The organism is Paraburkholderia hospita (genome assembly GCF_002902965.1).
Taxonomy (GTDB): Bacteria; Pseudomonadota; Gammaproteobacteria; order Burkholderiales; family Burkholderiaceae; genus Paraburkholderia; species Paraburkholderia hospita.
Window position 1 is genome coordinate 145,974 of sequence record NZ_CP026108.1, and the last position, 21,164, is coordinate 167,137.

Here is a 21,164-nt window from a genome sequence, read left to right on the forward strand (position 1 = left end):
ATGCTTAGGGCTTGGCAGGGTACAACTCACCGTCATCGCCCTGAACCTTCGCGCGCATTGCCCGAGCGATATCTTCAAGCTTATGAACGGCTTCGTCCGTCGGATCTTTTGTATAGAGCTCGCCCAGCTTCGCGTTGTACCAAAGCGGAAACGTTGTGCCTCGGATCGTTATCAGAAAGTCCGTCGGTCCGTTTTCCGGATCGCTCATCACTTGCGCGTCGGCCTTGATGTATGCCTTCCACTGCTCGAGCGTGATTCTCTCGCCTGCCGTATCGGCCCAGAATTCCTTCCGTGTGATGTGAACGTCGTAACCAGCCCAGGCAAGGTCGCTGCTTAGGAAAGCAAGCATCGCAACGATAAGGCGCATTTTTCCACTGTCTTCTGATCTAGGAATGTCCGCATTGTCAACGATCTTCGGCAGCCCGTCGACCGTCCCTTCCTGGCCGATTGGGTGAGGTCGCCACCGGCCGCTTACCGGCACTCCAGTTCGCAAAACCTGAATTTGGCTGACTGACCGGTTCGGAGAAAGTTATCCGACCGGTGTGGGTCGTCAAGCGCCTCTCACCCTCTCTCAACAAAGCCTCATCGGCACGTTGCCGGGTGCCAACTGCGCCGCGCGGCAGTCCTTCGATTTCCGCGTTTCCCGGCAGTCCAGTCAATTCCGTGCTTTCGAGTCTAGCTAACTGCGCGCTAGTCCAACGAATTCCGTTTCCCGACAGTGGCTGTGGCAGTTCGGCTCACGATCGCCCCGAATACTGTATAAATATAAGGGCTATCCACTTAGCGCCAAAATTCCACGCTGTGAAATTCAGCCCTCACGGGGAGATTTTCGGGTACTGTCGCGATAAGGTTTTCAGCGCGAACACGGTCGATACGATAAGGAATGCTTATGCAACCAACGAATAGAAGCGGTCGGCCCGAGTCTGACCAATCGCACAGTCTTCTATTTGTTCCTTGGCGATCATGTGCATCGTTTCAATGCCGGCGAGCAGAATCCGCGCGCAGCGGAAAGATTTGAAACCCAGCATCGGCCGCGTGCGGCGCTTGATTGCCCGGTGATCCTGCTCAATGATGTTGTTCAGATACTTGTTCTGGCGAATTTTGATAGGTGTTTCACGACCGGCGTTGATGGCTTCGAGGGCGGCCAGATTGGCCCCGCTTTTGTCGATCGTGACAGTCTCGGGTTCTCCGTTGCGCGCGATCGATTTCTCGAAATAGCGCTGCGCGGCAGCCTTGTCACGATGGGCTCGCAGCAGGAAATCGATTGTCTTGCCCGCCTTGTCCACGGCGCGGTACAAATACCTCCATTGCCCTTTGACCTTGATGTACGTTTCGTCCATGCGCCAGCTCTTGCCCACCGGCCGTTTGCGACGGCGGAACGCCTTCTCCAGCACCGGTAGCAGTTTGATGGCCCAGCGGTGTACGGTCGAGTGATCGACCAAGACACCGCGCTCAGCCATCATTTCTTCAAGGTGTCGGAGACTCAACGGGTAGGCCACGTACCACCGGACGCACGTCAGGATCACATCGAGGGGATAATGCAGGCGTTTGAGCACTCGGGCCACCGCCGGATTCAACGTCGTCATCGAGCTTCAAGTCGTTCATTTCGTTCCGCACATCATAGCCGACTGCGTTAGTGCGACAGAACCGATGCGGTTGCAGGTTTGCGAGGTCATGCCCAGGCTCCGGGACGGATGGGGAGGTTCCAGTCTATCGCCGGCGCGGCGCGCGCAAGAGAAATACTTCTGCGCTCATTGCCGCGCCGTAAAGTTTCCGCGCCCCGGCGCCGATAAACAATCTCGTAGGACAGCAAGGCGCCCTGTTCGATGCGCCGTCGAAGCGTGCCCGCGCAGTGGGACTTTTCCAACCGGAAGGTGCACTAGCAAATAACCAGATAACCGAGAGAAAGATGGAGAATCCGGCTGCTCACCGCTCGCCCAGATTGCGAGCAGCCTCACTGTCATCGAGCATCGCCGCAGGGCTCGCTGATGTCTGGCACCTGCTGCTTGCGCTCATGGTCACCACGGTGACCTGCCTCGCCAGCGGAGCGTTGAAAACGATGGCGGGCGAAATCGCGCCGATATGGCTGACCAATGCGGTCCTGTTGTCACAGCTGATGGCCGCATCGCGACGGCAACGATACTGGGTCTTCGCTGGCGGGGTCCTCGGGAATCTCGCTGCCAATCTCTACGTGGGCGAAAGCCTCGCGGTATCCGCTTCGTATTCGTCGGCCGACATCGTCGAAGTCCTGATTGCGTTTGCTTTCGCACCGCGCGTCTCGACCGTCTCCGAGCTGGTTCGACTGAAACCACTGGTGCGATTCGTGACGGGCGGCGTGCTGCTTGCGCCTGCCGTTTCCGGGGTACTGGCGACAGTGCTGCTGCGCGGGGAACTGGATGGGCATCTGCTGCTCAACCTCGCCAACTGGTTTATTTCGGATGCGCTAAGCCTTGCCATCTTCACGCCCGCCGCCCTGGTGTTCTGGACCGGCGAGGTGGCGCAGCTCCTGCGTACTGACCAACTCCGGAAGACCACGTTCCTGTTGCTGCTGGTTTGCATTGTCACGACAGGTGTATTTGGTCAAAGCCGGTTTCCGCTTCTGTACTGGGCGCTGCCGCCCATCGTGCTGCTGGCGTTTCAGGCGGACTTCGCGGGCGTGATGGTGGGGCTGCTGCTGTGTCTCGCCATCGCCGTGTCGTTCACGATGCGCGGGTCCGGACCGCTCTGGGTCTTTCCCTACGAAACCATGCAAGGCCGCATTTTTGGCCTTCAGCTATTTCTGGTGGCCGCCCTGGGTATTGCCTTGCCCATCACCGCCACCCAGGCGCTACGCAACCGCCTGTTCAGGATGCTGCGCGATGGTGAGCGGCGATACCGGGTCCTCGCGGAAAACGCGACCGATATCGTCATGAGTCTGGGGCTGGACGGCCGGCTCACATACGTGTCGCCGCGCATTACCGCATGGCTGGGCCACTCGCCTGACCAGCTCATTGGTACATGTCTGTCCGACCTGGCGGTGTGCGACGACCGTGGTGCTCTCGCGGCGGCCATCGAAAGAGTGGCGTCGGGCGAACCCGAAGCTTCCCAGGCCAGTCGCCTCCTGCACAGGAACGGTGGTGCCGTCTGGATGGAGGCGCACCTGCGCTGCGTCATCGACCCGTTCTCAGGCAAACCGGACTCCCTGACTGCCACCGTCCGCAACATTACTGAACAAAAGCTGGCTGCCCAGCGGGCCGCCGACGAGCGCGCGGTGTTGCAGGGGCGCCTTCCGCGACGGGCTGACGGGGCTCTTCAACCGGCGTCATTTTGACCGCGAGCTGGGACGTCACTGGCAACAGACGTCGCGGGCCGACAAGCGGGGGACTCTCGCGGTCATCATGGCCGACGTGGACGCCTACAAGAGCTATAACGATTGCTATGGTCACCAGCGAGGTGACGAGTGCCTGCGCACGGTTGCGGCAGCAATTTCATCTGCCGCTTCGCGCTTGACTGATACGGTAGCCCGATACGGCGGAGAAGAGTTCGCGCTCATCCTGCCGGATACTGACATCGAGGGCGCAATGATTGTGGCCGAACGAATCAGAACGGCTGTCGAGTGCCTAGGCATTCCACATGAGGCGAGCAGTTCGGGCATCGTCACGATTAGCGTCGGTGTCGCCGCAACGCAGACCGCGCAGGACAGCGACCCCGCGATGCTCGTCGGGGCGGCCGACCGCGCACTGTATGCCGCCAAACGGCAAGGCAGGAACTGCATATGCGTTGCAGACCTCGATGAGGCGGAGCCGACAGAGTCCGAATTGCTCGTGAAACGAGGCTAATCGCCGTCGACCGCAAACGGCACAGCGGTCAACATCTCCGCTACCGCAGCCGGATGCAACCAGCAGCCCCTTCTTTGCAGCCCACTAACGCATGCGAGGCTCACGCACCGACACCGCATGACGTACTGCGCGGCCTACGCCGTTTATGCTTGTCATGCTGCCGTTCAAAACGACACGAGCCTGGCGGGACTGTGGGTCGGCCCAGTCCGCGAAGCCCCGTTATCTACCTGTGCTCTAGTGACCGCTGTCGGCGTGGCATTGCGGCAGATGACCACCCGGAGCCCGTCCAGAGCGGGCTAAACTCCCACTTGCACGGGGGCTTTCGGATACTCCGCATACCCAGAGTGCTGTTTTCCATTTTGTCGGGCATCGCAACCCGGCTCGAGACCGGCCTCTCTCCGTGGTAGGTCGTGCCGGCAGTCGCCGCGCCATGCGCGTTGCCTCCAGCACGCCCACCATTGCCATTCCCATGGGCCTCGCAGCGTTGCTTTCGACCCTTGATTCCCGCCAATACGCCACCTATTGTGGAAAGTGCCATAACGGCACGAAACATAAGGAGTGCATCATGCCATCGCCCAGAAAGGCCTCGCCTGCTCACGGGGCTGAAGCTGAGATGTCGAGCAAGAAGAAGGTAGCTTCGCCGGCGAAGGCCGCCGGAAAGGCGCAGGGCGAGAAAAGCCCCCAAATGACCAAGCAGCGCCCCAAGAACAAGTCGAAAGCCTGAAACGGAAACGCCCCAGAAACGGGGCGTTTCTATTAGCTGGCGAAGCATCGGCTCGACCGATATAGCGAGCGGGCGCTTATCGCACTTGTCATTCGCACCCAGCCAATGCAACCACTACGTACCGCTGCTTTGAGTATGACGACGCGGCCTTCAGGGCCCGTGTCGCCTCTCCGCGACCCCGGCAGTCCCACCCTTTCCTTTAACTGGTCGCCTCACTGACGATTGCGCCTTAATTGCGCTTTTGCAGCCAGCGCGGGAACTCACTTCCGACACCGGTTAGTTACCCCGTCCGACGGGTGCGGGGGTGATGTGCTTCGGATGGGCCATTCGGCGGCAGCGATACAAGTCTCAAGCTGTCTACGCGGTGTCAGAGGACGACGCACCACTGCTGATGTACTCCCGGAACGAACTACACAGCAGCGCGTCTATCTGCGCCTCTTTAAGGTCGATGCCGCAGACACTGCGTAGGATTTCGACGGTCGCCATGACGGCATCGATAACTTGTGTGGCATCGGGCTTCAGCGTATTCATGCTTCGGCTATCGGCAACGACAAAGCGGACTTGAGGCTTTGTGCGAAAAAAGCCGGAAATCGGCCTGACAATAGTCAGGACGATTGACGCCGCGTTGAGCCAGTGAAAAGACTGAGGGGAGCTCCGCCTACGGCTCCGAGACCCGTCGTCGGTTCGGGTTCCTGGACTGTATTGACGGCGACGTACGTGGCCCACTGTCGGGCACCGGTCGCCCTTGCTGACGCGGGGCGCCCGGGCTCCGCCAAGTTGCGCACACGTGGTGTCCTTACTCCACAGCTCCTTGCCAACGCATGATGACCAGGTGCAGGTAAGAATGCAGGATGGCAGCTACCGGAATTTCAACTACTCGACGCAGCCGCCGGTCCAGGTCGGTGAGCGCGTCCGTGTCTCGGGCGACTCCCTGAGCGCGTCGTAATCATGGTCAGAACGGGCAGTGCCCCACAGCGGGTTACTGCCGGTTACAGAATTGACATTTCAGCCGCATCTGCGTCCGCGCGCCACCCCTAAAATCCGCGTCGTTCGCAATTGTCTGGCACCCGCCAGAAGTGTGCAGGACAGGAGAACTCCATGAAGCGCGTTATGCTTTTTCTGGCAGTGGGAATTTCCGCTGCGTGCGCATCCAGCGCGGCGCTCGCTCACGCGGACATCGGAGTTTATCTGGGTGTGCCAGGACCAGTCTATGTCGCACCCCCTCCTGTCGTGTATGAGGCGCCGCCAGTGGTCTACGCGGCAGCCCCGGTCTACGGCTACGGCTACCGCTACGAAGGGGACTATGGCGACGAGCGACGGTGGCATGACCACGGACTCCACCGTGGATGGGAGCATCATCACCACGGCGAAGACGACTGATTTAGCGAAGCCTGCTCCAGATAGCGTCTGAATGCTCGCGGACGGGATTCGATGCGCACCCACATTGCCGCTCATCCTGTCAGCGCAATCTCAAGCCCATTCCCAATCCGGCGCCCCTTGATATGCGTTCGGCGCCGTTGACACAGGAAGTCACCTGCTGCCGTGTTTCGCCTGCAATCTCTGCAAAAAACCGATTTCGCCCTGCTCGGCGTTGATGATGTCTTTGGCCAACCGCTTCAGCTCGGAAGGTCAAGCGGGCGCAACGCACCTGTTTTCGCTGTCTGTCGCTGCACGCAAGCGGATACCAAAAAGCTACCTCGGCGCGTAGAGAGACAGGTCGACACCGTGCTGCATGATGATGTGTATCGTCGCCCCGACGACAAACGTGACGAACGACGCTATACCGAGAGAGGACGCGTCTCCTTGATTTTCATCGCCAAGGTGATGAAGCACGGCCGCTATTGCTATCCATGCCACGCCGAAGCTGAGGCCCGCGAGCACGTCTGAGAACCAGTGGGCGCCCAGGTAGAGGCGTGAGAACGAGATGAGGAGAATGAATAAAGCGGTGGCAGTCGCGATGCGTCGCCGTGCGACATGGTCCCAGGCGCTCGCAACGAAGAAAGCGAGAAAGCCATAGGTGACGACGCTTAGCGTCGCATGGTTGCTGGGAAACGAGAACCCCTGCAAGCCCTCGTACATCGAAGACGGTCGTGCACGGCGCATGAAAAACTTCAGCGTTACGACGAAGAGCTGTGCGAACACGACCGCCGAAATCCAGTAAGCAGCGCTTCGCAGCCTCCTTTGCCAGACGAGCCACGCAATGACGACGAGAATGACGGGAACGGTGACAGCTGCATCCCCCAGCTCTGAGGCGGCAACCATAAGGGAATCGAGTAACGGGAAGCGAAGTGTTTGCAACGCGGTGTGAATCTTGATGTCGACGGCAACGAGCGGGTCTCCGCTAATGACATCCTCCATTACGCCGAGGAAGAGCCATGCGCCACCAATGGCTAGCACGCCGGCCACGAGCAGGTTGCGCGCGCCAATCCGCTCAAAGAGCAGACGCCAATTCACGTTCTACTCCTGAGCGTCGTTGTACTGGTCGCAAGCGCAAACAGCGTCGCGATACAGAATCCGGCCCCGGCATAAAACGTCGTGCTCGCGCCAAACCGGTCCCAGAGTTCGCCGGCCACGACACTCGCAACAAGCATCGCCAGCCCACTCATCAGGTTGAAGAAACCGAAGGCAGTGCCTTTCAGCTCGGGCGGCGCCGATTGCGCAACCATGGTCGCCAGCAGGCCCTGTGTCAGCCCCATATGCAGCCCCCAAAGGGCCACGCCGATTATCACGACTGGCCACGAGTTGCCATGAGCGAGCACGATGTCAGACGCAATAAGCACGACCAGGCCCACGGACAGCAGCTTTGTGTGGCTCATCGAGTCGGCCAGTTTCCCGAACGGATACGCTGAAAGCGCATACACGACATTCATTGTGACCATGACGAGGGGAACCAGCGCTATCGGAATCCCGGCCTGCATTGCGCGCAGCACCAGAAAAGCCTCACTGAACCGTGCGAGTGTGAAGACTGCGCCGACGCCGACCACCCACCAGTATCCACGGGAGAGTTTCTTCAGGTTTCCGCGTGTGACTGGATTGACGCGCTTCGCTTCCAGCTGCCGCGCCGGTTCCCTGATACCGAAAGCCAGCAATGCAACAGCAACGAGCCCGGGCACCACTGCCACCCAGAACACCAGACGGAAGTTGTTTGCCCATATCAGCATCAACCCAACGGCAAGCAGGGGTCCAAGAAACGCGCCGACCGTGTCGAGTGATTGTCGAAGGCCATAAGCCGCGCCACGCAAATGCGCGGGGGTGATGTCTGCAACAAGCGCGTCGCGGGGCGCACCTCGAATGCCCTTGCCGATGCGGTCGACCACCCGCGCGGTCAGCACGAAGCCGGCCGTGGGCGCGAGCGCAAATAGCGGTTTGCTCAGTGCACCCAGGCCGTATCCAATCACAGCGAGCCACTTGCGGTTGCCGAGGTAGTCGCTCACCGCGCCGGAAAACACCTTCGCAATGAGCGCCGTCGCCTCGGCGACGCCTTCAATCAGGCCGACCATCATGGCGCTCGCACCGAGACTCGTCACGAGGAACATCGGCAGAAGGCTGTGGATGACTTCCGACGAGATGTCCATGAACATGCTCACGAAGCCCAGCATCCAGATACCGCGCGGGATTTGACAGAGCGTACCGTGGCGCTCGGTGGAATCAGTCTGCACGTGTCCTCTGTTCAGTGAAGAGCCGCCTCAACGCTCGCATTGTCGCGCATTCATGCAACAGAGCGATGAAGCGTGACAGCCTGTTGCTTCTACCTGGTACAATGCGCCTGCATGCGCACGACAGAAGCTGGCGGATGTTTCCGACGCGCTTTCGGCGAGAAGTCCGGCGAGAGCGCGCGCAACGTCGTCGCCGACAATGCCTGCTGGAAAACCCCATGCGCCAAGAGGCGTGGGTGCGGCAGAAACGATAATTATCACGGCGTCACCTTTGACGTGCGTCAATGTATTCGGACTTGTCGGATGTAGCCTCGAAGACCTCACGGTGCTGTTTCCATTTCGACGGGAAGCTCGCCAAACGGGAGAAAATCATGAAGCGCGTCTTGCTGGCAGTTGCCATTGGCATGGCCCTCGGCTCCCCTCTGGTTTCAGACGGCCGCCAAGGACGCCGGTACCCCGCCGGGCAGTTCCAAATCGCAGGCTCAATCTCCCGCTGAATTCGATAAAAAGATGGCTCAGTTGCAACAGCAGATGAGCCAGATGCAAGCCCAGATGGACCGGATTCGCAAGACTCAGGACCCGCAGGAACGGGAGAAATTGCTGAAGCAGCACTGGGACACGATGCAGAGCGCGATGAGTACGATGCGCGAAATGTGGGGACCAGGAATGATGGGTCCCGGAATGATGGGCGGAGGCATGATGGGTGGCGGGATGCAGGGTAACGTCGGACCGGGGTGGGGGCATATGGGCGGATACTACTCACATCTGACGCCAGAACAACTGAGGCAGCGACAGTACATGACGGACCAGTACATGAAGATGCAACAGGAAATGATGAGCAACATGATGTGGCATCAACATTACTGGATGGGGCAACCGCCGGCCGGAACAAAATGAATCTTGACGTGCGCATCCTGATGCAAACATAGCCACTCGCCGTGCACCAGGATAGACTCATCCCCAATCATCGTCCTCGTGGTGATAGTCAGAACGATGCTGGCGCCTCCCACACGTCTTTCGAGCGTAGTGGACCGGCAGACTGATACGTCAATTGAGCCGCTATCTGAAGGCGGCATAACCCGTCGGACGGGTGACCGCGCGGTGCTCGATAACGTTGAAGGCGGATTTCGCGCACGTTATTCCAACTGTTGCGATTGAACGGCCGATAGCGCGCGATGGAGCACACGTATGCCCATCTGCTTCACTTTCTCGCCGGGCACCCGGCATGGACATACGTGGCCGTTTTCCTTGGGGCATTCCTCGAGGCCATTGCCGTTGTCGGAACCTTCATCCCAGGAAGTACGGCAATGTTCCTTGCCGGGGCTCTTGTGGGCACCGGCTCGCTGAATCTTGGATGGGTGCTTGCATGGGCGATTGCTGGCGCGGTCGCCGGGGATGCCATGAGCTACTGGCTCGGCAGCCGCTATAAGGACAAGATTGTCCAGAGATGGCCTTTCCGGAAGCACCCGCAGATGCTCGACGCGGGGCACAGCTTCTTTAAGACGCATGGCTCAAAGAGCGTAGTGTTCGCACGGTTCATCGGACCGTTGCGAGCGATTGTGCCAGTGGTTGCGGGGATGCTGGGTATGACGCCGACGCGGTTCTATGCCATGAACGTCCTTTCAGCCCTGCTCTGGGCTCCCGCGCATATCCTGCCAGGCGTCGTTTTCGGCGCATCCATCCAGCTGGCTGGCGCGGTTTCGTTCCGCCTTGTCATCATCATCGCGCTTCTAGTCGCAATCGGTCGGCTGCCGGCGTCATACTGGCGGCCTCGGTACTGGTGACAGCGGTGACCCGCTTGTGCGGGTTGACGTGTCCGTCTATCACTTTCTTCAGTCTGTCCGAACTCCCTGGGGAGATGCTGTCCTGGCGGGTCTCGCGCTGCCGGGCAGCATAGCCACGCTAGCCGCGCTGGTCGTAACGGTCGTGCTGTGGATGGCATGGGAACGGCGCTGGCGCACGCTCGGCTACTGGCTGGTTGCGGTTGCCTTTTCCCAACTGCTGATATTCGCTCTTCATTTCGCCATGCACCGCTCTCCGCCGGGCTTGCCCGCGTCCGATGCCTACGTATTCCCGAGCAATCACGTTTCCGCCGCAGTGATTGTGTATGGTTTTCTCGCGTTCCTGCTTGCGAGACGGGTGGGTACGCTGGCGGGCGTGTTCGTTGCGGCGACGAGCGCTGCCATCGTTGTAGTCGTTGCGCTCGCCGGGCTTTACTTCGGCCGATTCTGGCTTTCTGATGCCATCGGTGGTGCAGCGCTGGCGTCCGTCTGGGTAGCCATCGTTGTGCTGATAGCCATGTGGCGGCATCCAGAAATGCCGCCGTCGCGTGCGTTCATGCCCGTCGTCATTCTGCTGGTCGTGTGTGCGAGCGTGATGGTGCAGCTCAGTGTTAATCCGCTCGCCCTAAAACCAGGCAGCACGCGACGCCCGGCGCTCGTAATGGTGACGCAATCGCAGTGGACCGATTCTCTTTGGAAAACCCTGCCATGCTATCGCTCGGACATGCAGGGCGACCGGAAGGAACCCCTCACGCTGCAATGGTCCGCCCGCATCGACCAGATAAGAGAGCAACTGAAAAGCCGGACGTGGGTCGAGGGGCCGGACCTGTCCGCACGCAGCCTGCTTTCCCTCGCGTCGCCCGACGTTGCCTCTATGGCGCTTCCTTTGTTGCCGTCGCTGGATAACGGGGTTCCGTCGACGTTGGTCTTCGCTCGCCCAGGCAACACGCGCGGTGAACGCGACGTGCTTCGATTCTGGCCAAGCGGTTATGCAGTCAGCGATGGGAACATCGCGTCACCTGCACCCATCTGGGCCGGTTCCCTGAAGCACGAGCGACTGTATCGCCAGTCGTGGCCAATCAATATCCTACGCCAGGAGGCAGCGGTGCTCGATGCTAAAGACGACTGGGTATCGGGCCTCGGAGCGGCTGTAGTGGCCAGGGTGAATTGCCATGGCGCTCCTGTGGCGCTGCTGACGTCACGCGAAAAATGAATGTCGCGTCGTCGCCAGCCTCGAGGAATGGTTTATTACCTGCAAATCAGGTTCCCGCTCTGGCTCGGCCACTCACGAGACTTGGCATTACGTTCGGGTCTTCGACTTGCACTTCCGCATCCTCCGCTCGTCATCAATGGAATCAACTTCGGCCTGTTCGGCGCTGAATCAAACAGGACTGTGCCGACAGGCGAGGTGTCGGTATACGCTTCGCTGGCATCTGCCGAAGCTATGTTCGTGCCCCTCTCAAACGAAGAGCATTGCCTATCACCGACACCGAGCTCAAGGCCATCGCCGCGCTTGCGAGAATCGGGCTTAGCAGGATACCGAGCCACGGATACAGTACGCCCGCTGCGACAGGGATTCCAATCACGTTGTACGCGAAGGCAAAGAAGAGGTTCTGCCGGATGTTTTTCATCGTGGCGACGCTCAGGGCCCGGGCTCGTGCGATACCTCGCAGGTCGCCCTTGACCAGCACTACACGTGCGCTGTTCATGGCGACATCGGTTCCGGTACCCATCGCAATTCCCACATTGGCCTGAGCAAGAGCGGGAGCATCGTTGACACCGTCGCCAGCCATCGCAACAACATGCCCTTGCTGCTGCAACTCTTGGACGTGCTTGTATTTGTCCTGCGGCAAAACGCCGGCCTTGACGCCATCAAGCGACAGCGTCTTTGCTACCGCGTTGGCGGTGACTGGGTTGTCGCCGGTCAGCATAATGATTTTGATGCCAGACGCCCTCAGAAGTTGAACCGCCTCTGCTGTTGTTCCCTTGACCGGGTCGGCCACGCCGATATAGCCCGCGAGCCTTCCATCAATTGCGAGGTACATAATCGTCTGGCCGGCTTCGCGTAGCCGGTTCACGTCGATGCTCACGGCAGCGCAATCGACTTTCGCGTCGTCCATGAGCCCCGTGTTGCCAAGTAGTGCGACGTGGCCATCAATCCGGCCGCTCACACCTTTGCCGACGATTGAGTCGAATTCACCAACTGGCTTCGTCTCCGCCTTCTTCTCCTGTGCCTGCGAGACGATGGCCTGCGCCAATGGATGTTCGCTCGGCCCTTCGAGACTGGCCCCATAGCTCAGCACGGACGACTCTGATTGGTCCGCTAGTGCCACGACGGTTTGGACACGAGGTTTGCCCTCAGTAAGCGTGCCGGTCTTGTCGACTACCAGCGTGTCGACTTTCTCCATCAGTTCAAGTGCTTCCGCATCCTTGATAAGAACACCCTCTTTCGCGCCGCGCCCGACCCCTACGATGATGGAGACTGGAGTCGCCAGTCCGAGCGCACAGGGACACGCGATGATAAGGACGCTGATTGCGACGACCAGCGCATTCGCGAGCGCCGGGGCCGGTCCTACGACGGCCCAGACGACGAACGAAACCGCAGCAATCGCAATCACCGCGAGCACAAACCAGCCCGACACCTGGTCGGCCAGTTTCTGAATGGGCGCGCGGGAGCGACCGGCCTCAGCAACCATCTGGACAATTCTTGCCAATAAGGTGTCAGAGCCCACCTTTTCCGCACGCATCAGGAACGTACCGGTCTGATTGACCGTGGCGCCTGTCACCTTGCTGCCAGTTACCTTTTCCGACGGGATGGATTCACCGGTAATCATGGATTCGTCGACGCTTGAGCGTCCGTCAATGACGACTCCATCGACCGGCACCTTCGAGCCCGGTTTGACCCGAAGCGTGTCGCCAGTCACGACGTCTTCGAGCGGTACCGATTCCTCCATTCCGTCGGCCGTTACACGGACTGCCGTATGCGGCGCAAGGTTGAGCAAATCTTTGATAGCGCTCGACGTGCGGGAGCGTGCGCGCAGCTCCAGTACCTGTCCCAAAAGAATCAGCGTGACGATGACTGACGCTGCTTCAAAGTAAAGTGGCAGCTCATGTCCATGCCTAAACGCCTGTGGCAATGCGTCCGGGAAGAACAGCGCGAACAGACTGAAGAAGTAAGCGGCGGAAACGCCCAGCCCAATAAGGCTGAACATGTTCAGTTGCCACATCCGGAATGACTTCCATGCACGCTCGAGGAACGGCCAGCCCGCCCACAGAACGACTGGGGTTGCGAGCGCCGCCTGAACGCATTGTGCCCACGATGCGCGCATCCAGTGTGGCAGCGTCAACCAGTTACCGAGCCGGTTGATGGCAGCGCTGCTGTCATATGACAGAAACATCGGCCCCATCGTCATTACCAGCAGCGGCAACGACAGCGCCAGTGCGACCCAGAACCGACGGGTCATAGACTCCAGTTCAACATTCCGTTCCTCGACCGCGAGCGGGGTGACGGGCTCCAGCGCCATGCCGCAGATGGGGCAGTTGCCCGGCGCTGATGCGCGTATCTGCGGGTGCATTGGGCAGGTGTAGACGACACCCGGCTTGTTTTCGCCGCGATTCACGAACCCGTCGCCGATAGGGACTGGTCCCGGGGCATGCAAGTGCGACTCGGACATCGAAGTCTCTCCTCTGCTGCTTATCGGGCGTGGGCTGTCCCGCTACCGGAGAGCCTCGGGATAAAGCGCGGTGTGCGCTCAGCATAGTCGCGCCACACCTGGCCGAAGCGTTGTTCGGAGTCCCGCTCCTCCTGATGCGCAAGGTGCACATACATCGCGACCAGAATCGGGAACATCATAAGTGTGACCAGCGTCGGCCATTGCAGCAGGAAACCTATCATGATGACGACGAAGGCGACGTACTGAGGGTGTCGCACCTTCGCGTACGGCCCCGTAGTCGCCAACCGACCTGCGCGCTGCGCTTCATAAAGCACATGCCACGATATTGACAGCAGGTAGAAGCCGGCGAAGATAAGCGCGATGCTGGCGATATGCGGAAAAGCGAGGTGCGGGTTGCCGTGCCGGCCAGTCATCGTCCACCAGAGATGACCCGAGTCATGATTCATCAGATTCACTTGTGGGAAGCGGGTCTGTAGCCACCCCGATAGCACGTAGATGGTGAGCGGGAAGCCATACATTTCGGCGAACAAGGCGACGATAAATGCAGAGAACCCGCCAAACGTCCGCCAGTCCCGGGCAGTATTCGGCTTGAAGAAACTGAAGGCAAAGACGATGAAGATGAGGGAGTTGATAGCAACCAGTCCCCACAATCCGTAGCCGCTAGCTGGGTCGCTCATCGTGACCTCCCTTCGTATCTGTGGGGTGCGCACCGCCATGGGTGCCGTGATGGTGGCCGTGATGCATGAACAGGTGCATCAGCGGGCACGCCAGGAACAGGAGATACGGCAGCGCGCCGAGAAAATGCGCGCGATGCTCGGAGAACATGAAAAAGGCGGCCACCGTCCCAAAGCCCACCAACGCGATGGCGCCGCGCGACTTCCAGAATGGCTGTGTTTCCTGAGAAGGCATGTTCATGCTTGACTCCTCGGCACCTGTGCCGTTATTTACCGGCCGGCGCGCTTTGAACGGATTGACGGTCCATCATCATGGTCATCATCATCTGCATCATGTCCATGCGCTTTTCCATCATGTCATGTCGCATACCGTTAGAACCCATACCGCCGTGAGGATGCTTCATGGCGTTCATCATGGCCATCCCTTGCTGCATCGCTTGCATTTGCTCGTCCATCAGCTTTGCTCTTTCTTCCGGTGTCTTGGCCGCCATCATTCGCTCGTGTATTTCCTGCATCTTCTTCATTTGAGCGTTGGCGTCGGTAAGCGATTTTGGCTGCGCCTTCGACGCCTTTGCGGCTTGTGAAGCGCCCGCGCCGTGGCCGTGTTCGTCAACATCCGCCGAAGCGCCTTGTGAGATGGCCGAGCCGAATGTGAGTGATAGGGCAATGAGCGACCCAGCAATCGATGCGAGAGTCGACGTTTTCGGTCGGTTGTTCATGATTTGTCCCCGAGCTATTGGTTGCATACCATACACTGTAGCGACGTGCACGCGGACCTGATTGACCTGGCTCAAGGAAGACATGTCACGGCCGGGAGGCATATTTGTCTGAAGGTCGACGCAGGGCTGTTGCACCGCGCGACGCTTGGCCTCTCCGTGGAGGTCAGAAAGCATGCTGCTTTCGTCCTGGCCCCGCCCATAACCTCGGCAAAGCAGATTCTGTTAACCGTGGTCCGGAACGAACTTGACCTGCGTCAATTGCGGTCGACTGGTCCGGCGTAGGCTGAAATTGCCGTCGCTGGCAGGTTTGAGGCTATCGCCGGTGGTGACTGGCGGCCAGAAGAATGCGAAGAAACCAGACAGAAGACAGGGACACCCCAATGCGCGCAATGTTGATGTGGTTGATGGCGGTAGTCGTGCTGGGAATCTCCGGCTGCGGCTACAACGCCATCCAGGCTCAGGACGAACAGGTGAAGGCGAACTGGTCTGAGGTATTGAATCAGTATCAGCGTCGCGCCGACCTCGTCCCAAATCTTGTGAATACAGTCAAAGGCTATGCGAGCCAGGAAAAGGAAGTCCTGACGCGTGTGACGGAAGCCCGCGCCCGAGTGGGTTCGGTCCAGGCAAGCCCGGAGCTCATTAACGACCCGCAAGCATTCGCGAAATTCGAAGCGGCGCAGACCCAGTTGACGAGTTCGCTATCAAGGCTGCTGGTCGTGTCCGAGAATTATCCGCAATTGAAGTCGGATGCAAATTTCCGCGACCTGCAGGCGCAACTCGAAGGGACCGAGAACCGGATTACTGTTGCGAGAAACCGTTACATCAAGGCGGTGCTGGACTACAACGTAACAGTGCGCTCGTTTCCGTCCAACCTGACGGCGAGTGTCTTCGGCTATAAGGAGAAGCCCAACTTCTCAGTGTCGAACGAAGCCGAGATTGCTCGGCCTCCGCAGGTCAATTTCGACGCGGCCCCGGCGCCGGCGAGTGGAGCGACCAATTGAACATCCTGAAGGCAGCGAGGATAGTATTGCTCGCGCTCACTCCATTCTGGTCGTCTGTCACGAGCGCAGATGTTGGAATCCCTGTTCTGACTGCGCGTGTCACCGACGAGACAGCGACGCTCACCGCCGGGCAGCGCGAATCGCTCGAGCAGACACTGCAGGCCTTTGAGGCGAAGAAAGGAAGCCAGATTTCCGTGCTTATCGTGCCAACGACAAAACCCGAAACGATAGAGCAGTATTCCATGCGTGTTGTCGAGCAGTGGAAACTCGGACGCAAGCGCGTCGACGACGGCGCACTACTTATCATCGCAAAAGATGACCGCGCGCTTCGCATCGAGGTTGGCTATGGCCTTGAAGGAGCACTCAACGACGCTACCAGCAGCCGCATCATCAACGAGGTGATTGTTCCACGATTCAAGCAAGGTGACTTCTATGGAGGGGTGACGGCAGGCGTCGGCAGCATGATGAATGTCATCAGCGGCGAGCCATTGCCACCGCCGGATAGACGGAATGGCGGAGATTCTGGGGGCGCCCGGGGCTATCTGCCCGTACTTTTCGTACTGACTTTGGTGGCAGGGGGCGTGCTTCGTTCTGTACTGGGACGCCTGGTCGGTTCAGTTGTGACCGGCGGCGCCATCGCGGTGGTCGCATGGCTGTTGTCCGGGACGGTTCTAATCGCAATCGTCGCAGGCGCGATTGCCCTGGCTTTCACCCTATTGGGTAGCGGGTTGGGCGCTTTCGTTGGAGGGCGTGCCATTGGCGGCTCCGGGGGTGGGTCCAACCGCACAACGTTTCGTGGTGGCGGTGGTGGCTTTGGTGGCGGTGGCGCCTCGGGCAGGTGGTAGCCATGGACGTCAAACGCGTCATAAGACACTTGTTCCTAAGCAGATGGCACGTGAACGCCGCCTTTTCTTCCCGGACGCTGCACGCAATTGAAAAAGCGGTTCAGGAAAGCCATCGTGGCCATATAGGCCAGGTCCGGTTCGTAGTCGAGGGTGCGCTTCACATCGATGCGCTGGTGAAGGGTGTGTCAGCAAGAGAGCGCGCTATTGACGTCTTTTCGGAACTTCGGGTCTGGGACACCGAGCATAACAATGGCGTACTCATCTATCTCCTGCTCGCGGACCGCGATGTGGAAATCGTCGCTGACCGAGGTGTGCACGCCAGGGTGCATGCCGAAGAGTGGGAAGCCATCTGCCAGAGCATGGAGGCTGAGTTCCGGCGCGCCAGGTATGAATCGGGGGTACTCCTGGGCGTCGAGCAGGTAAGCGCACTGCTCAAGAGGCATTTCCCGGTTCAACAGGAGGGGCGCAGCGAATTGCCGAGTAAGCCGGCGGTGTTGTGAGCTCGTGCAGAATCCGTTGCATCATCTATTGCAAATGGAGACATGAAATGAACTTACATCGCTCCTCATCCCACAGCCGTCGCTTTGTCCCGACTGTATGTCGCATCGTCGGCGCATCCATCTTTTCGGCCGCTTCCTTATTAGCGCAAGCGAGTATCGACCAATATTCGTTCAGCGGAGCAGAAGGGGATGTTTACGGCGTCTACTCCACTTCGGACGGCTGCATCACCGGCTTTGTGTCGATTGACGCCGCCGCTCAAGGAGCACATAGCCTGAACTCACAGAGCGCAACCTCTTTTGCCTTTGCAGGTATTTATGGTTTCAATGCTTGCAATAAGGTGTTCTTCTATGGGTACGGCTCCACAAGCACATTATCGTTTTCGGCGTCCGGAAACGGCTCGCAGGCGCCGTCTTCAATAACGGCCGCAGGTCATATTCCCGTAAACTACCTTATTTACGACTCGAATTATAAATATATTGTAACTGTGACCGATAGCCTGGCATTCCAAACAAGCGTGAATAAAGTAGGAGCAGAATCTCAGACCGTTCAAACTACTCAGCAGACGTACGGGACGAACACCGTGATTGTGAGGACCCACATTGACGCTGGCGCTAGTCCCGCCAGTGCGTCGCTAACAGTTTCCACTCAGAATCTTGGGACGCTCACGGTACCGAGTCCCCTTGGCTACGTATTCTCGAGCAGGGTCCACCAGGTGACCATCCAGCACTAGCAGCTGTTGAAATAGACGGCACCAGTGCATGCGAGCTCCGTTGAACGAAGAGCCGCGCCAAGTGGAGCTAGCCCGCATTCTTGCCCAGCCGCGCCGCAGATTCTTCCCCTTGTTCCACGGAGAGTGAGCCCGTCTCCTCGAGCAGAAACCGATTGCTCTCGCGGAGAAATACCACCACCTCGGCGCCCCTCAACTGGAGACGCAAGGCTACCGTGCGTATTCCACGCAAAACGAACAGCCATTCCACAGCAACGCGAACGCCGATTCCATGGCAAAGCGAACACCGATTCCCCGGCATGGCGAACAAACAGGACGCAGCGACGCGGGATCTTTGCCTTTTTACTCTGACTGTGATTTCGTGGTCAATCGGCTTCGCGTCTTGCGCATCGATTCACCGGCAAGCGTAATGCGATGAGCGTTGTGTACGAGCCGATCGAGGATCGCGTCCGCGACAGTGGGTTCGCCGATCGCGTCATGCCAGTGGTCGACCGGCAGTTGGCTTGTCGCCAGCGTGGAGCGGTTGCCGTGGCGATCGTCAAGGACTTCAAGCAGATCACGTCGCGCGGAGTCGCTCAGCGGCGCCATCGCGAAGTCGTCGAGAATCACGACGTCCGTTTTGGCAAGCTGCGTAAGCCAGCGTGCGTAGCGTCCGCTGCCGTGCGCGATGGCCAGCTCCTCGTTAAGCTTGGGCACGCGCAGATAGCAGGCGGAGAACCCTTGACGGCAGGCTTGCACCGCGAAGGCACAACCCAGCCAGCTTTTGCCGAGCCCGGTCGGCGCAACGAGAATCAGATTCTGGCGTTCCCGAATCCACTCACAGGTCAGCAGCCGGGCGGTGAGCGCACGGTCGAGTCCGCGAGCGGTGCGGTAGTCGATGTCCTCGGGCGATGCATCGGAGAACCTCAGTTTCGCGCGTCGCAGACGTGCGGCTGTTTGCCGAGACTCCCGTTGGCTGGCTTCGCGCTCGACCAACAGCCCGAGGCGTTCTTCGAAGCCTAGCCGGTCGATACCTTCCTGGGCCTGCTGCTCGGCAAGGGCGGCTGCCATGCCGGTCAGATGCAGCGCGTGCAGTTTGTCGACGGTCGGATGATGAAGCATAACCACTCCCTGTTAATGTCAGTGGTAATAGGAAGGCCCGCGCACGTTGGCGTGCACGAGCGGCAAGTCGGCCTGTGCGGCAGCCGCTTCGGGCTCCCGGTCCAGGCCGTTCTTCAGCGTCGAGGCAATGAACTTGTAGTTCGGCGCTTTGAGATCGATGGCGCGTCGGCAAGCGGCCTCAAGTCGGTCGCGCCCGTAGTCCTTGCCCATGCGCAGCACGCCCAGACAGGCACGGTAGGCCTGCTGCGGATGCTTGCGCGCACCGAGCAGATGCTGGATGACGGCGGCGGTGTGCGGGCCGATGTCGACGGCCCAGTTGCGCAGCCGTTGCGGGTCGCAGCCCTTCACGACAGCCTGATGTTCTGGCGGCATGTGCGCGTCGATGGTGCTGTGGAAGCGACGGCGGGCGCTCTTGCCGTGGGCGGCAATGCGCTGGCCGCGATGGAAGATCTCGACGGTGTTGGCTGTGACGCGCACATCGACCTGTTCGCGCGCGTAGCGGTATGACACGGAGTAGTAGTGCTGGTCCACTTCGACGTGATAGTCCGGACCCACGCGGGCCACGATCCACTCGGCGTACTGGTATGGCCTGTCGGGAAGCGGCCGCAAGGCCGGACGATCGATTTCGTCGAAGACGCTGCGGCGGCAGCCCGGCAGCTTCTTGAACGGCCGGCTGTTCAGCTCGACAAGCAACGCGGCGACGGCCTGGTTAGCCGCATCCAGACTGAAGAAGCGTTCGTTGCGCAGCTTCGCGAGAATCCATCTCTGGGCCAGGAGCACCGAGAGCTCGGCTTTCGCCTTGTCGCGGGGCTTTCTACTACGCGCTGGAATGACAGCCACGGAATAATGCGTGGCCATCTCCTGATAGGTCAGGTTGATATCCGGGTCGTAGAAATTCGCTTTGTGTACGCCGGACTTCAGGTTGTCGGGCACCAGGACCTCGACCAGGCCACCATAAAATGCGAAGGCGCGCACATGCGAGCCGATCCAGTCGGGCAACTGCTGTGTCCACGTGAGTTCGGCAAACGTATAACCGGACACGCCCAGCGCCGCGACGAACAGCTCGGCCTCGCGGATCTCGCCGGTATCGGGATTGACGATGGCGAACTTCTTGCCCGAGTAGTCAACGAACAGCTTCTGGCCCGGCACATGCGTTTGCCGCAGCGTGACGGGCAAGCGCTCCGCCCATTCCTGATAGGTCTTGCAAAACCAGCTGTAGCCAAAGCCATCCGCGTGTTGCGCCCTGTATTCCTGCCACAGCAGATCGAGCGTCACGCCCGGTTTGCCGAGCTCACGATGAACCTTCGGCCAGTCGGGCATGCCGCGCGGCAATGCGCGTGGCACCGGCGGCGGATACAGCTTCGCTTCGAGCGCCGCGTCGTCGCTCACCAGTTGCACCGGCAGCGGCCAGTCCAGCCCCGCCAGTTTCGCCCGATGCAGGTATTGCCACACCGTGGCTGTCGAGGTGCCGATCGCCTGGGCGATCTCCCGATGGGTGCGGTTGCATTCGAAATGTAGCCGCAGAACTTCACGAATCTTGCGCATGGTCAACCTGATGTTTGCCATCCGGCACTCCCGACAAATCGTCGAGCGTGCCATCGTTGACCCGCGTCGCTGCTACAGCACCTTGCTGTTCGCTTTCGCGTGGAATCCCTGTTCGTTTTGCCGTGGAATCGGCGTTCGTTTTGCCGTGGAATTCATGTTCGCTTACGCGTGGAATCCGTGTTCACTTTGCCGTGGAATATTCAGCTACCGTGCCGGCGAGGTTATTTTGCGACCGGTCACCTCCATCCATGCCGTTTCGCAATCGTAGCGTGCGCTCCTGTTGTTTAGCCGCGTATCACGTAAGCCACGGGGCAAGCTGCTGACTGCGTATCGGCGCCAGGAGTCGCCGTGCGCACCTGCGTAAATTGAAATACAGGACATGGGCAGGTTCGTGAACG

21 protein-coding genes and 2 pseudogenes are annotated in these 21,164 nt (G+C 59.7%); 12 read left to right on the top strand and 11 right to left on the bottom strand.

All coding sequences use genetic code 11. The annotated features are described in order from the left end of the window. Positions 1-4: 4 nt before the first annotated feature. Both C2L64_RS45065 and C2L64_RS45070 read right to left on the bottom strand, forming a co-directional pair. Positions 5-367: a hypothetical protein gene (locus C2L64_RS45065; RefSeq protein ID WP_103153866.1), complete on the bottom strand. Its 363-nt coding sequence runs from the start codon at positions 365-367 to the stop codon at positions 5-7. A gap of 520 nt (positions 368-887) precedes the next feature. Then, positions 888-1,586, bottom strand: coding sequence for an IS6 family transposase (locus C2L64_RS45070; protein ID WP_103153867.1), 699 nt, complete (start codon positions 1,584-1,586; stop codon positions 888-890). 323 nt (positions 1,587-1,909) lie between these two features. Here C2L64_RS45070 and C2L64_RS45075 point away from each other — a divergent pair, with 323 nt between their 5' ends. The 3 genes from C2L64_RS45075 (at position 1,910) to C2L64_RS54615 (ending at position 4,542) form a co-directional block, all read left to right on the top strand. After that, on the top strand, positions 1,910-3,310 hold the full coding sequence (locus tag C2L64_RS45075) for an MASE1 domain-containing protein (protein WP_158660577.1): 1,401 nt from the start codon (positions 1,910-1,912) through the stop codon (positions 3,308-3,310). 7 nt (positions 3,311-3,317) lie between these two features. Further along, a complete protein-coding gene (locus C2L64_RS45080; protein WP_244212334.1) occupies positions 3,318-3,818 on the top strand; it encodes a diguanylate cyclase in 501 nt (166 codons plus the stop codon). A 565-nt stretch (positions 3,819-4,383) separates the two neighbouring features. Beyond that, on the top strand, positions 4,384-4,542 hold the full coding sequence (locus C2L64_RS54615) for a hypothetical protein (RefSeq protein WP_007745052.1): 159 nt from the start codon (positions 4,384-4,386) through the stop codon (positions 4,540-4,542). 357 nt (positions 4,543-4,899) lie between these two features. Here the strand turns inward: C2L64_RS54615 and C2L64_RS53710 are convergent, their stop codons facing one another. Beyond that, complete coding sequence (locus C2L64_RS53710; protein WP_158660579.1) at positions 4,900-5,073, bottom strand: hypothetical protein; 174 nt, start codon at positions 5,071-5,073, stop codon at positions 4,900-4,902. 298 nt (positions 5,074-5,371) lie between these two features. On the opposite strand from C2L64_RS53710, the pseudogene C2L64_RS56600 reads away from it, so the two are divergent. After that, positions 5,372-5,488: pseudogene (locus C2L64_RS56600) on the top strand (glycine zipper 2TM domain-containing protein); the annotation flags it as partial. Between the two features lie 152 nt (positions 5,489-5,640). Then, positions 5,641-5,922: a hypothetical protein gene (locus C2L64_RS45095; RefSeq protein ID WP_103154339.1), complete on the top strand. Its 282-nt coding sequence runs from the start codon at positions 5,641-5,643 to the stop codon at positions 5,920-5,922. 312 nt (positions 5,923-6,234) lie between these two features. Here C2L64_RS45095 and C2L64_RS45105 read toward each other — a convergent pair whose 3' ends face one another. Then, entirely contained in the window at positions 6,235-6,996 is a 762-nt protein-coding gene (locus C2L64_RS45105; protein WP_103153872.1) for a phosphatase PAP2 family protein, read from the bottom strand. Further along, positions 6,993-8,141, bottom strand: a complete 1,149-nt coding sequence (locus tag C2L64_RS45110; RefSeq protein WP_167449620.1) for an MFS transporter — start codon at positions 8,139-8,141, stop codon at positions 6,993-6,995. Before C2L64_RS45110 ends, C2L64_RS45105 begins: the two co-directional genes overlap by 4 nt. Before the next feature lie 567 nt (positions 8,142-8,708). On the opposite strand from C2L64_RS45110, the gene C2L64_RS45115 reads away from it, so the two are divergent. Then, complete coding sequence (locus C2L64_RS45115; protein ID WP_244212298.1) at positions 8,709-9,095, top strand: hypothetical protein; 387 nt, start codon at positions 8,709-8,711, stop codon at positions 9,093-9,095. A 278-nt stretch (positions 9,096-9,373) separates the two neighbouring features. After that, positions 9,374-11,192 (top strand): annotated as a pseudogene (locus tag C2L64_RS45120) (VTT domain-containing protein). 229 nt (positions 11,193-11,421) lie between these two features. On the opposite strand, the gene C2L64_RS45125 reads toward C2L64_RS45120, so the two are convergent. Genes C2L64_RS45125 through C2L64_RS45140 form a run of 4 tightly spaced genes read right to left on the bottom strand, consistent with a single transcriptional unit; the run spans position 11,422 to position 15,046 of the window. Continuing rightward, positions 11,422-13,653, bottom strand: coding sequence for a copper-transporting P-type ATPase (locus C2L64_RS45125; protein WP_103153874.1), 2,232 nt, complete (start codon positions 13,651-13,653; stop codon positions 11,422-11,424). Between the two features lie 20 nt (positions 13,654-13,673). Continuing rightward, positions 13,674-14,330: a methyltransferase family protein gene (locus C2L64_RS45130; RefSeq protein ID WP_103153875.1), complete on the bottom strand. Its 657-nt coding sequence runs from the start codon at positions 14,328-14,330 to the stop codon at positions 13,674-13,676. Continuing rightward, entirely contained in the window at positions 14,314-14,568 is a 255-nt protein-coding gene (locus C2L64_RS45135; RefSeq protein ID WP_103153876.1) for a DUF2933 domain-containing protein, read from the bottom strand. The genes C2L64_RS45130 and C2L64_RS45135 overlap by 17 nt, the downstream gene beginning before the upstream one ends. A gap of 25 nt (positions 14,569-14,593) precedes the next feature. Then, entirely contained in the window at positions 14,594-15,046 is a 453-nt protein-coding gene (locus C2L64_RS45140; RefSeq protein ID WP_244212299.1) for a hypothetical protein, read from the bottom strand. A 380-nt stretch (positions 15,047-15,426) separates the two neighbouring features. Between C2L64_RS45140 and C2L64_RS45145 the strand changes: the two genes are divergently transcribed. The 4 genes from C2L64_RS45145 to C2L64_RS53715 are packed head-to-tail and all read left to right on the top strand — an operon-like array spanning position 15,427 to position 18,123. Beyond that, a complete protein-coding gene (locus C2L64_RS45145; RefSeq protein ID WP_407671944.1) occupies positions 15,427-16,047 on the top strand; it encodes a LemA family protein in 621 nt (206 codons plus the stop codon). 20 nt (positions 16,048-16,067) lie between these two features. Then, entirely contained in the window at positions 16,068-16,892 is an 825-nt protein-coding gene (locus tag C2L64_RS45150; RefSeq protein ID WP_407671972.1) for a TPM domain-containing protein, read from the top strand. Between the two features lie 2 nt (positions 16,893-16,894). Further along, a complete protein-coding gene (locus C2L64_RS45155) occupies positions 16,895-17,392 on the top strand; it encodes a TPM domain-containing protein (RefSeq protein WP_103153879.1) in 498 nt (165 codons plus the stop codon). 47 nt (positions 17,393-17,439) lie between these two features. Then, a complete protein-coding gene (locus C2L64_RS53715) occupies positions 17,440-18,123 on the top strand; it encodes a hypothetical protein (RefSeq protein WP_158660580.1) in 684 nt (227 codons plus the stop codon). A gap of 339 nt (positions 18,124-18,462) precedes the next feature. On the opposite strand, the gene istB is transcribed toward C2L64_RS53715, so the two are convergent. Both istB and istA read right to left on the bottom strand, forming a co-directional pair. Next, on the bottom strand, positions 18,463-19,221 hold the full coding sequence (istB, locus tag C2L64_RS45165; RefSeq protein WP_103153881.1) for an IS21-like element helper ATPase IstB: 759 nt from the start codon (positions 19,219-19,221) through the stop codon (positions 18,463-18,465). A gap of 18 nt (positions 19,222-19,239) precedes the next feature. Further along, positions 19,240-20,787, bottom strand: a complete 1,548-nt coding sequence (gene istA / locus C2L64_RS45170; protein WP_103153882.1) for an IS21 family transposase — start codon at positions 20,785-20,787, stop codon at positions 19,240-19,242. On the opposite strand from istA, the gene C2L64_RS53720 reads away from it, so the two are divergent. Then, positions 20,765-21,034, top strand: coding sequence for a hypothetical protein (locus C2L64_RS53720; protein WP_158660581.1), 270 nt, complete (start codon positions 20,765-20,767; stop codon positions 21,032-21,034). The genes istA and C2L64_RS53720 overlap by 23 nt on opposite strands. The last annotated feature ends 130 nt before the right edge of the window (positions 21,035-21,164 follow it).

Excerpts from the sequence above, each read along its gene's own strand:
- C2L64_RS53720 (WP_158660581.1), top strand. The coding sequence starts at position 20,765 with ATGGTCAACCTGATGTTTGCCATCCGGCACTCCCGACAAATCGTCGAG.
- istA (WP_103153882.1), bottom strand. The coding sequence starts at position 20,787 with ATGGCAAACATCAGGTTGACCATGCGCAAGATTCGTGAAGTTCTGCGG.
- C2L64_RS45075 (WP_158660577.1), top strand. The coding sequence starts at position 1,910 with ATGGAGAATCCGGCTGCTCACCGCTCGCCCAGATTGCGAGCAGCCTCA.
- C2L64_RS45145 (WP_407671944.1), top strand. The coding sequence starts at position 15,427 with ATGCGCGCAATGTTGATGTGGTTGATGGCGGTAGTCGTGCTGGGAATC.
- C2L64_RS45110 (WP_167449620.1), bottom strand. The coding sequence starts at position 8,141 with ATGCTGGGCTTCGTGAGCATGTTCATGGACATCTCGTCGGAAGTCATC.
- C2L64_RS45140 (WP_244212299.1), bottom strand. The coding sequence starts at position 15,046 with ATGAACAACCGACCGAAAACGTCGACTCTCGCATCGATTGCTGGGTCG.
- C2L64_RS45065 (WP_103153866.1), bottom strand. The coding sequence starts at position 367 with ATGCGCCTTATCGTTGCGATGCTTGCTTTCCTAAGCAGCGACCTTGCC.
- C2L64_RS54615 (WP_007745052.1), top strand. The coding sequence starts at position 4,384 with ATGCCATCGCCCAGAAAGGCCTCGCCTGCTCACGGGGCTGAAGCTGAG.
- C2L64_RS45130 (WP_103153875.1), bottom strand. The coding sequence starts at position 14,330 with ATGAGCGACCCAGCTAGCGGCTACGGATTGTGGGGACTGGTTGCTATC.
- C2L64_RS45125 (WP_103153874.1), bottom strand. The coding sequence starts at position 13,653 with ATGTCCGAGTCGCACTTGCATGCCCCGGGACCAGTCCCTATCGGCGAC.
- C2L64_RS45095 (WP_103154339.1), top strand. The coding sequence starts at position 5,641 with ATGAAGCGCGTTATGCTTTTTCTGGCAGTGGGAATTTCCGCTGCGTGC.
- C2L64_RS53710 (WP_158660579.1), bottom strand. The coding sequence starts at position 5,073 with ATGAATACGCTGAAGCCCGATGCCACACAAGTTATCGATGCCGTCATG.
- C2L64_RS53715 (WP_158660580.1), top strand. The coding sequence starts at position 17,440 with ATGAACTTACATCGCTCCTCATCCCACAGCCGTCGCTTTGTCCCGACT.
- C2L64_RS45135 (WP_103153876.1), bottom strand. The coding sequence starts at position 14,568 with ATGAACATGCCTTCTCAGGAAACACAGCCATTCTGGAAGTCGCGCGGC.
- istB (WP_103153881.1), bottom strand. The coding sequence starts at position 19,221 with ATGCTTCATCATCCGACCGTCGACAAACTGCACGCGCTGCATCTGACC.
- C2L64_RS45115 (WP_244212298.1), top strand. The coding sequence starts at position 8,709 with ATGGCTCAGTTGCAACAGCAGATGAGCCAGATGCAAGCCCAGATGGAC.
- C2L64_RS45070 (WP_103153867.1), bottom strand. The coding sequence starts at position 1,586 with ATGACGACGTTGAATCCGGCGGTGGCCCGAGTGCTCAAACGCCTGCAT.
- C2L64_RS45155 (WP_103153879.1), top strand. The coding sequence starts at position 16,895 with ATGGACGTCAAACGCGTCATAAGACACTTGTTCCTAAGCAGATGGCAC.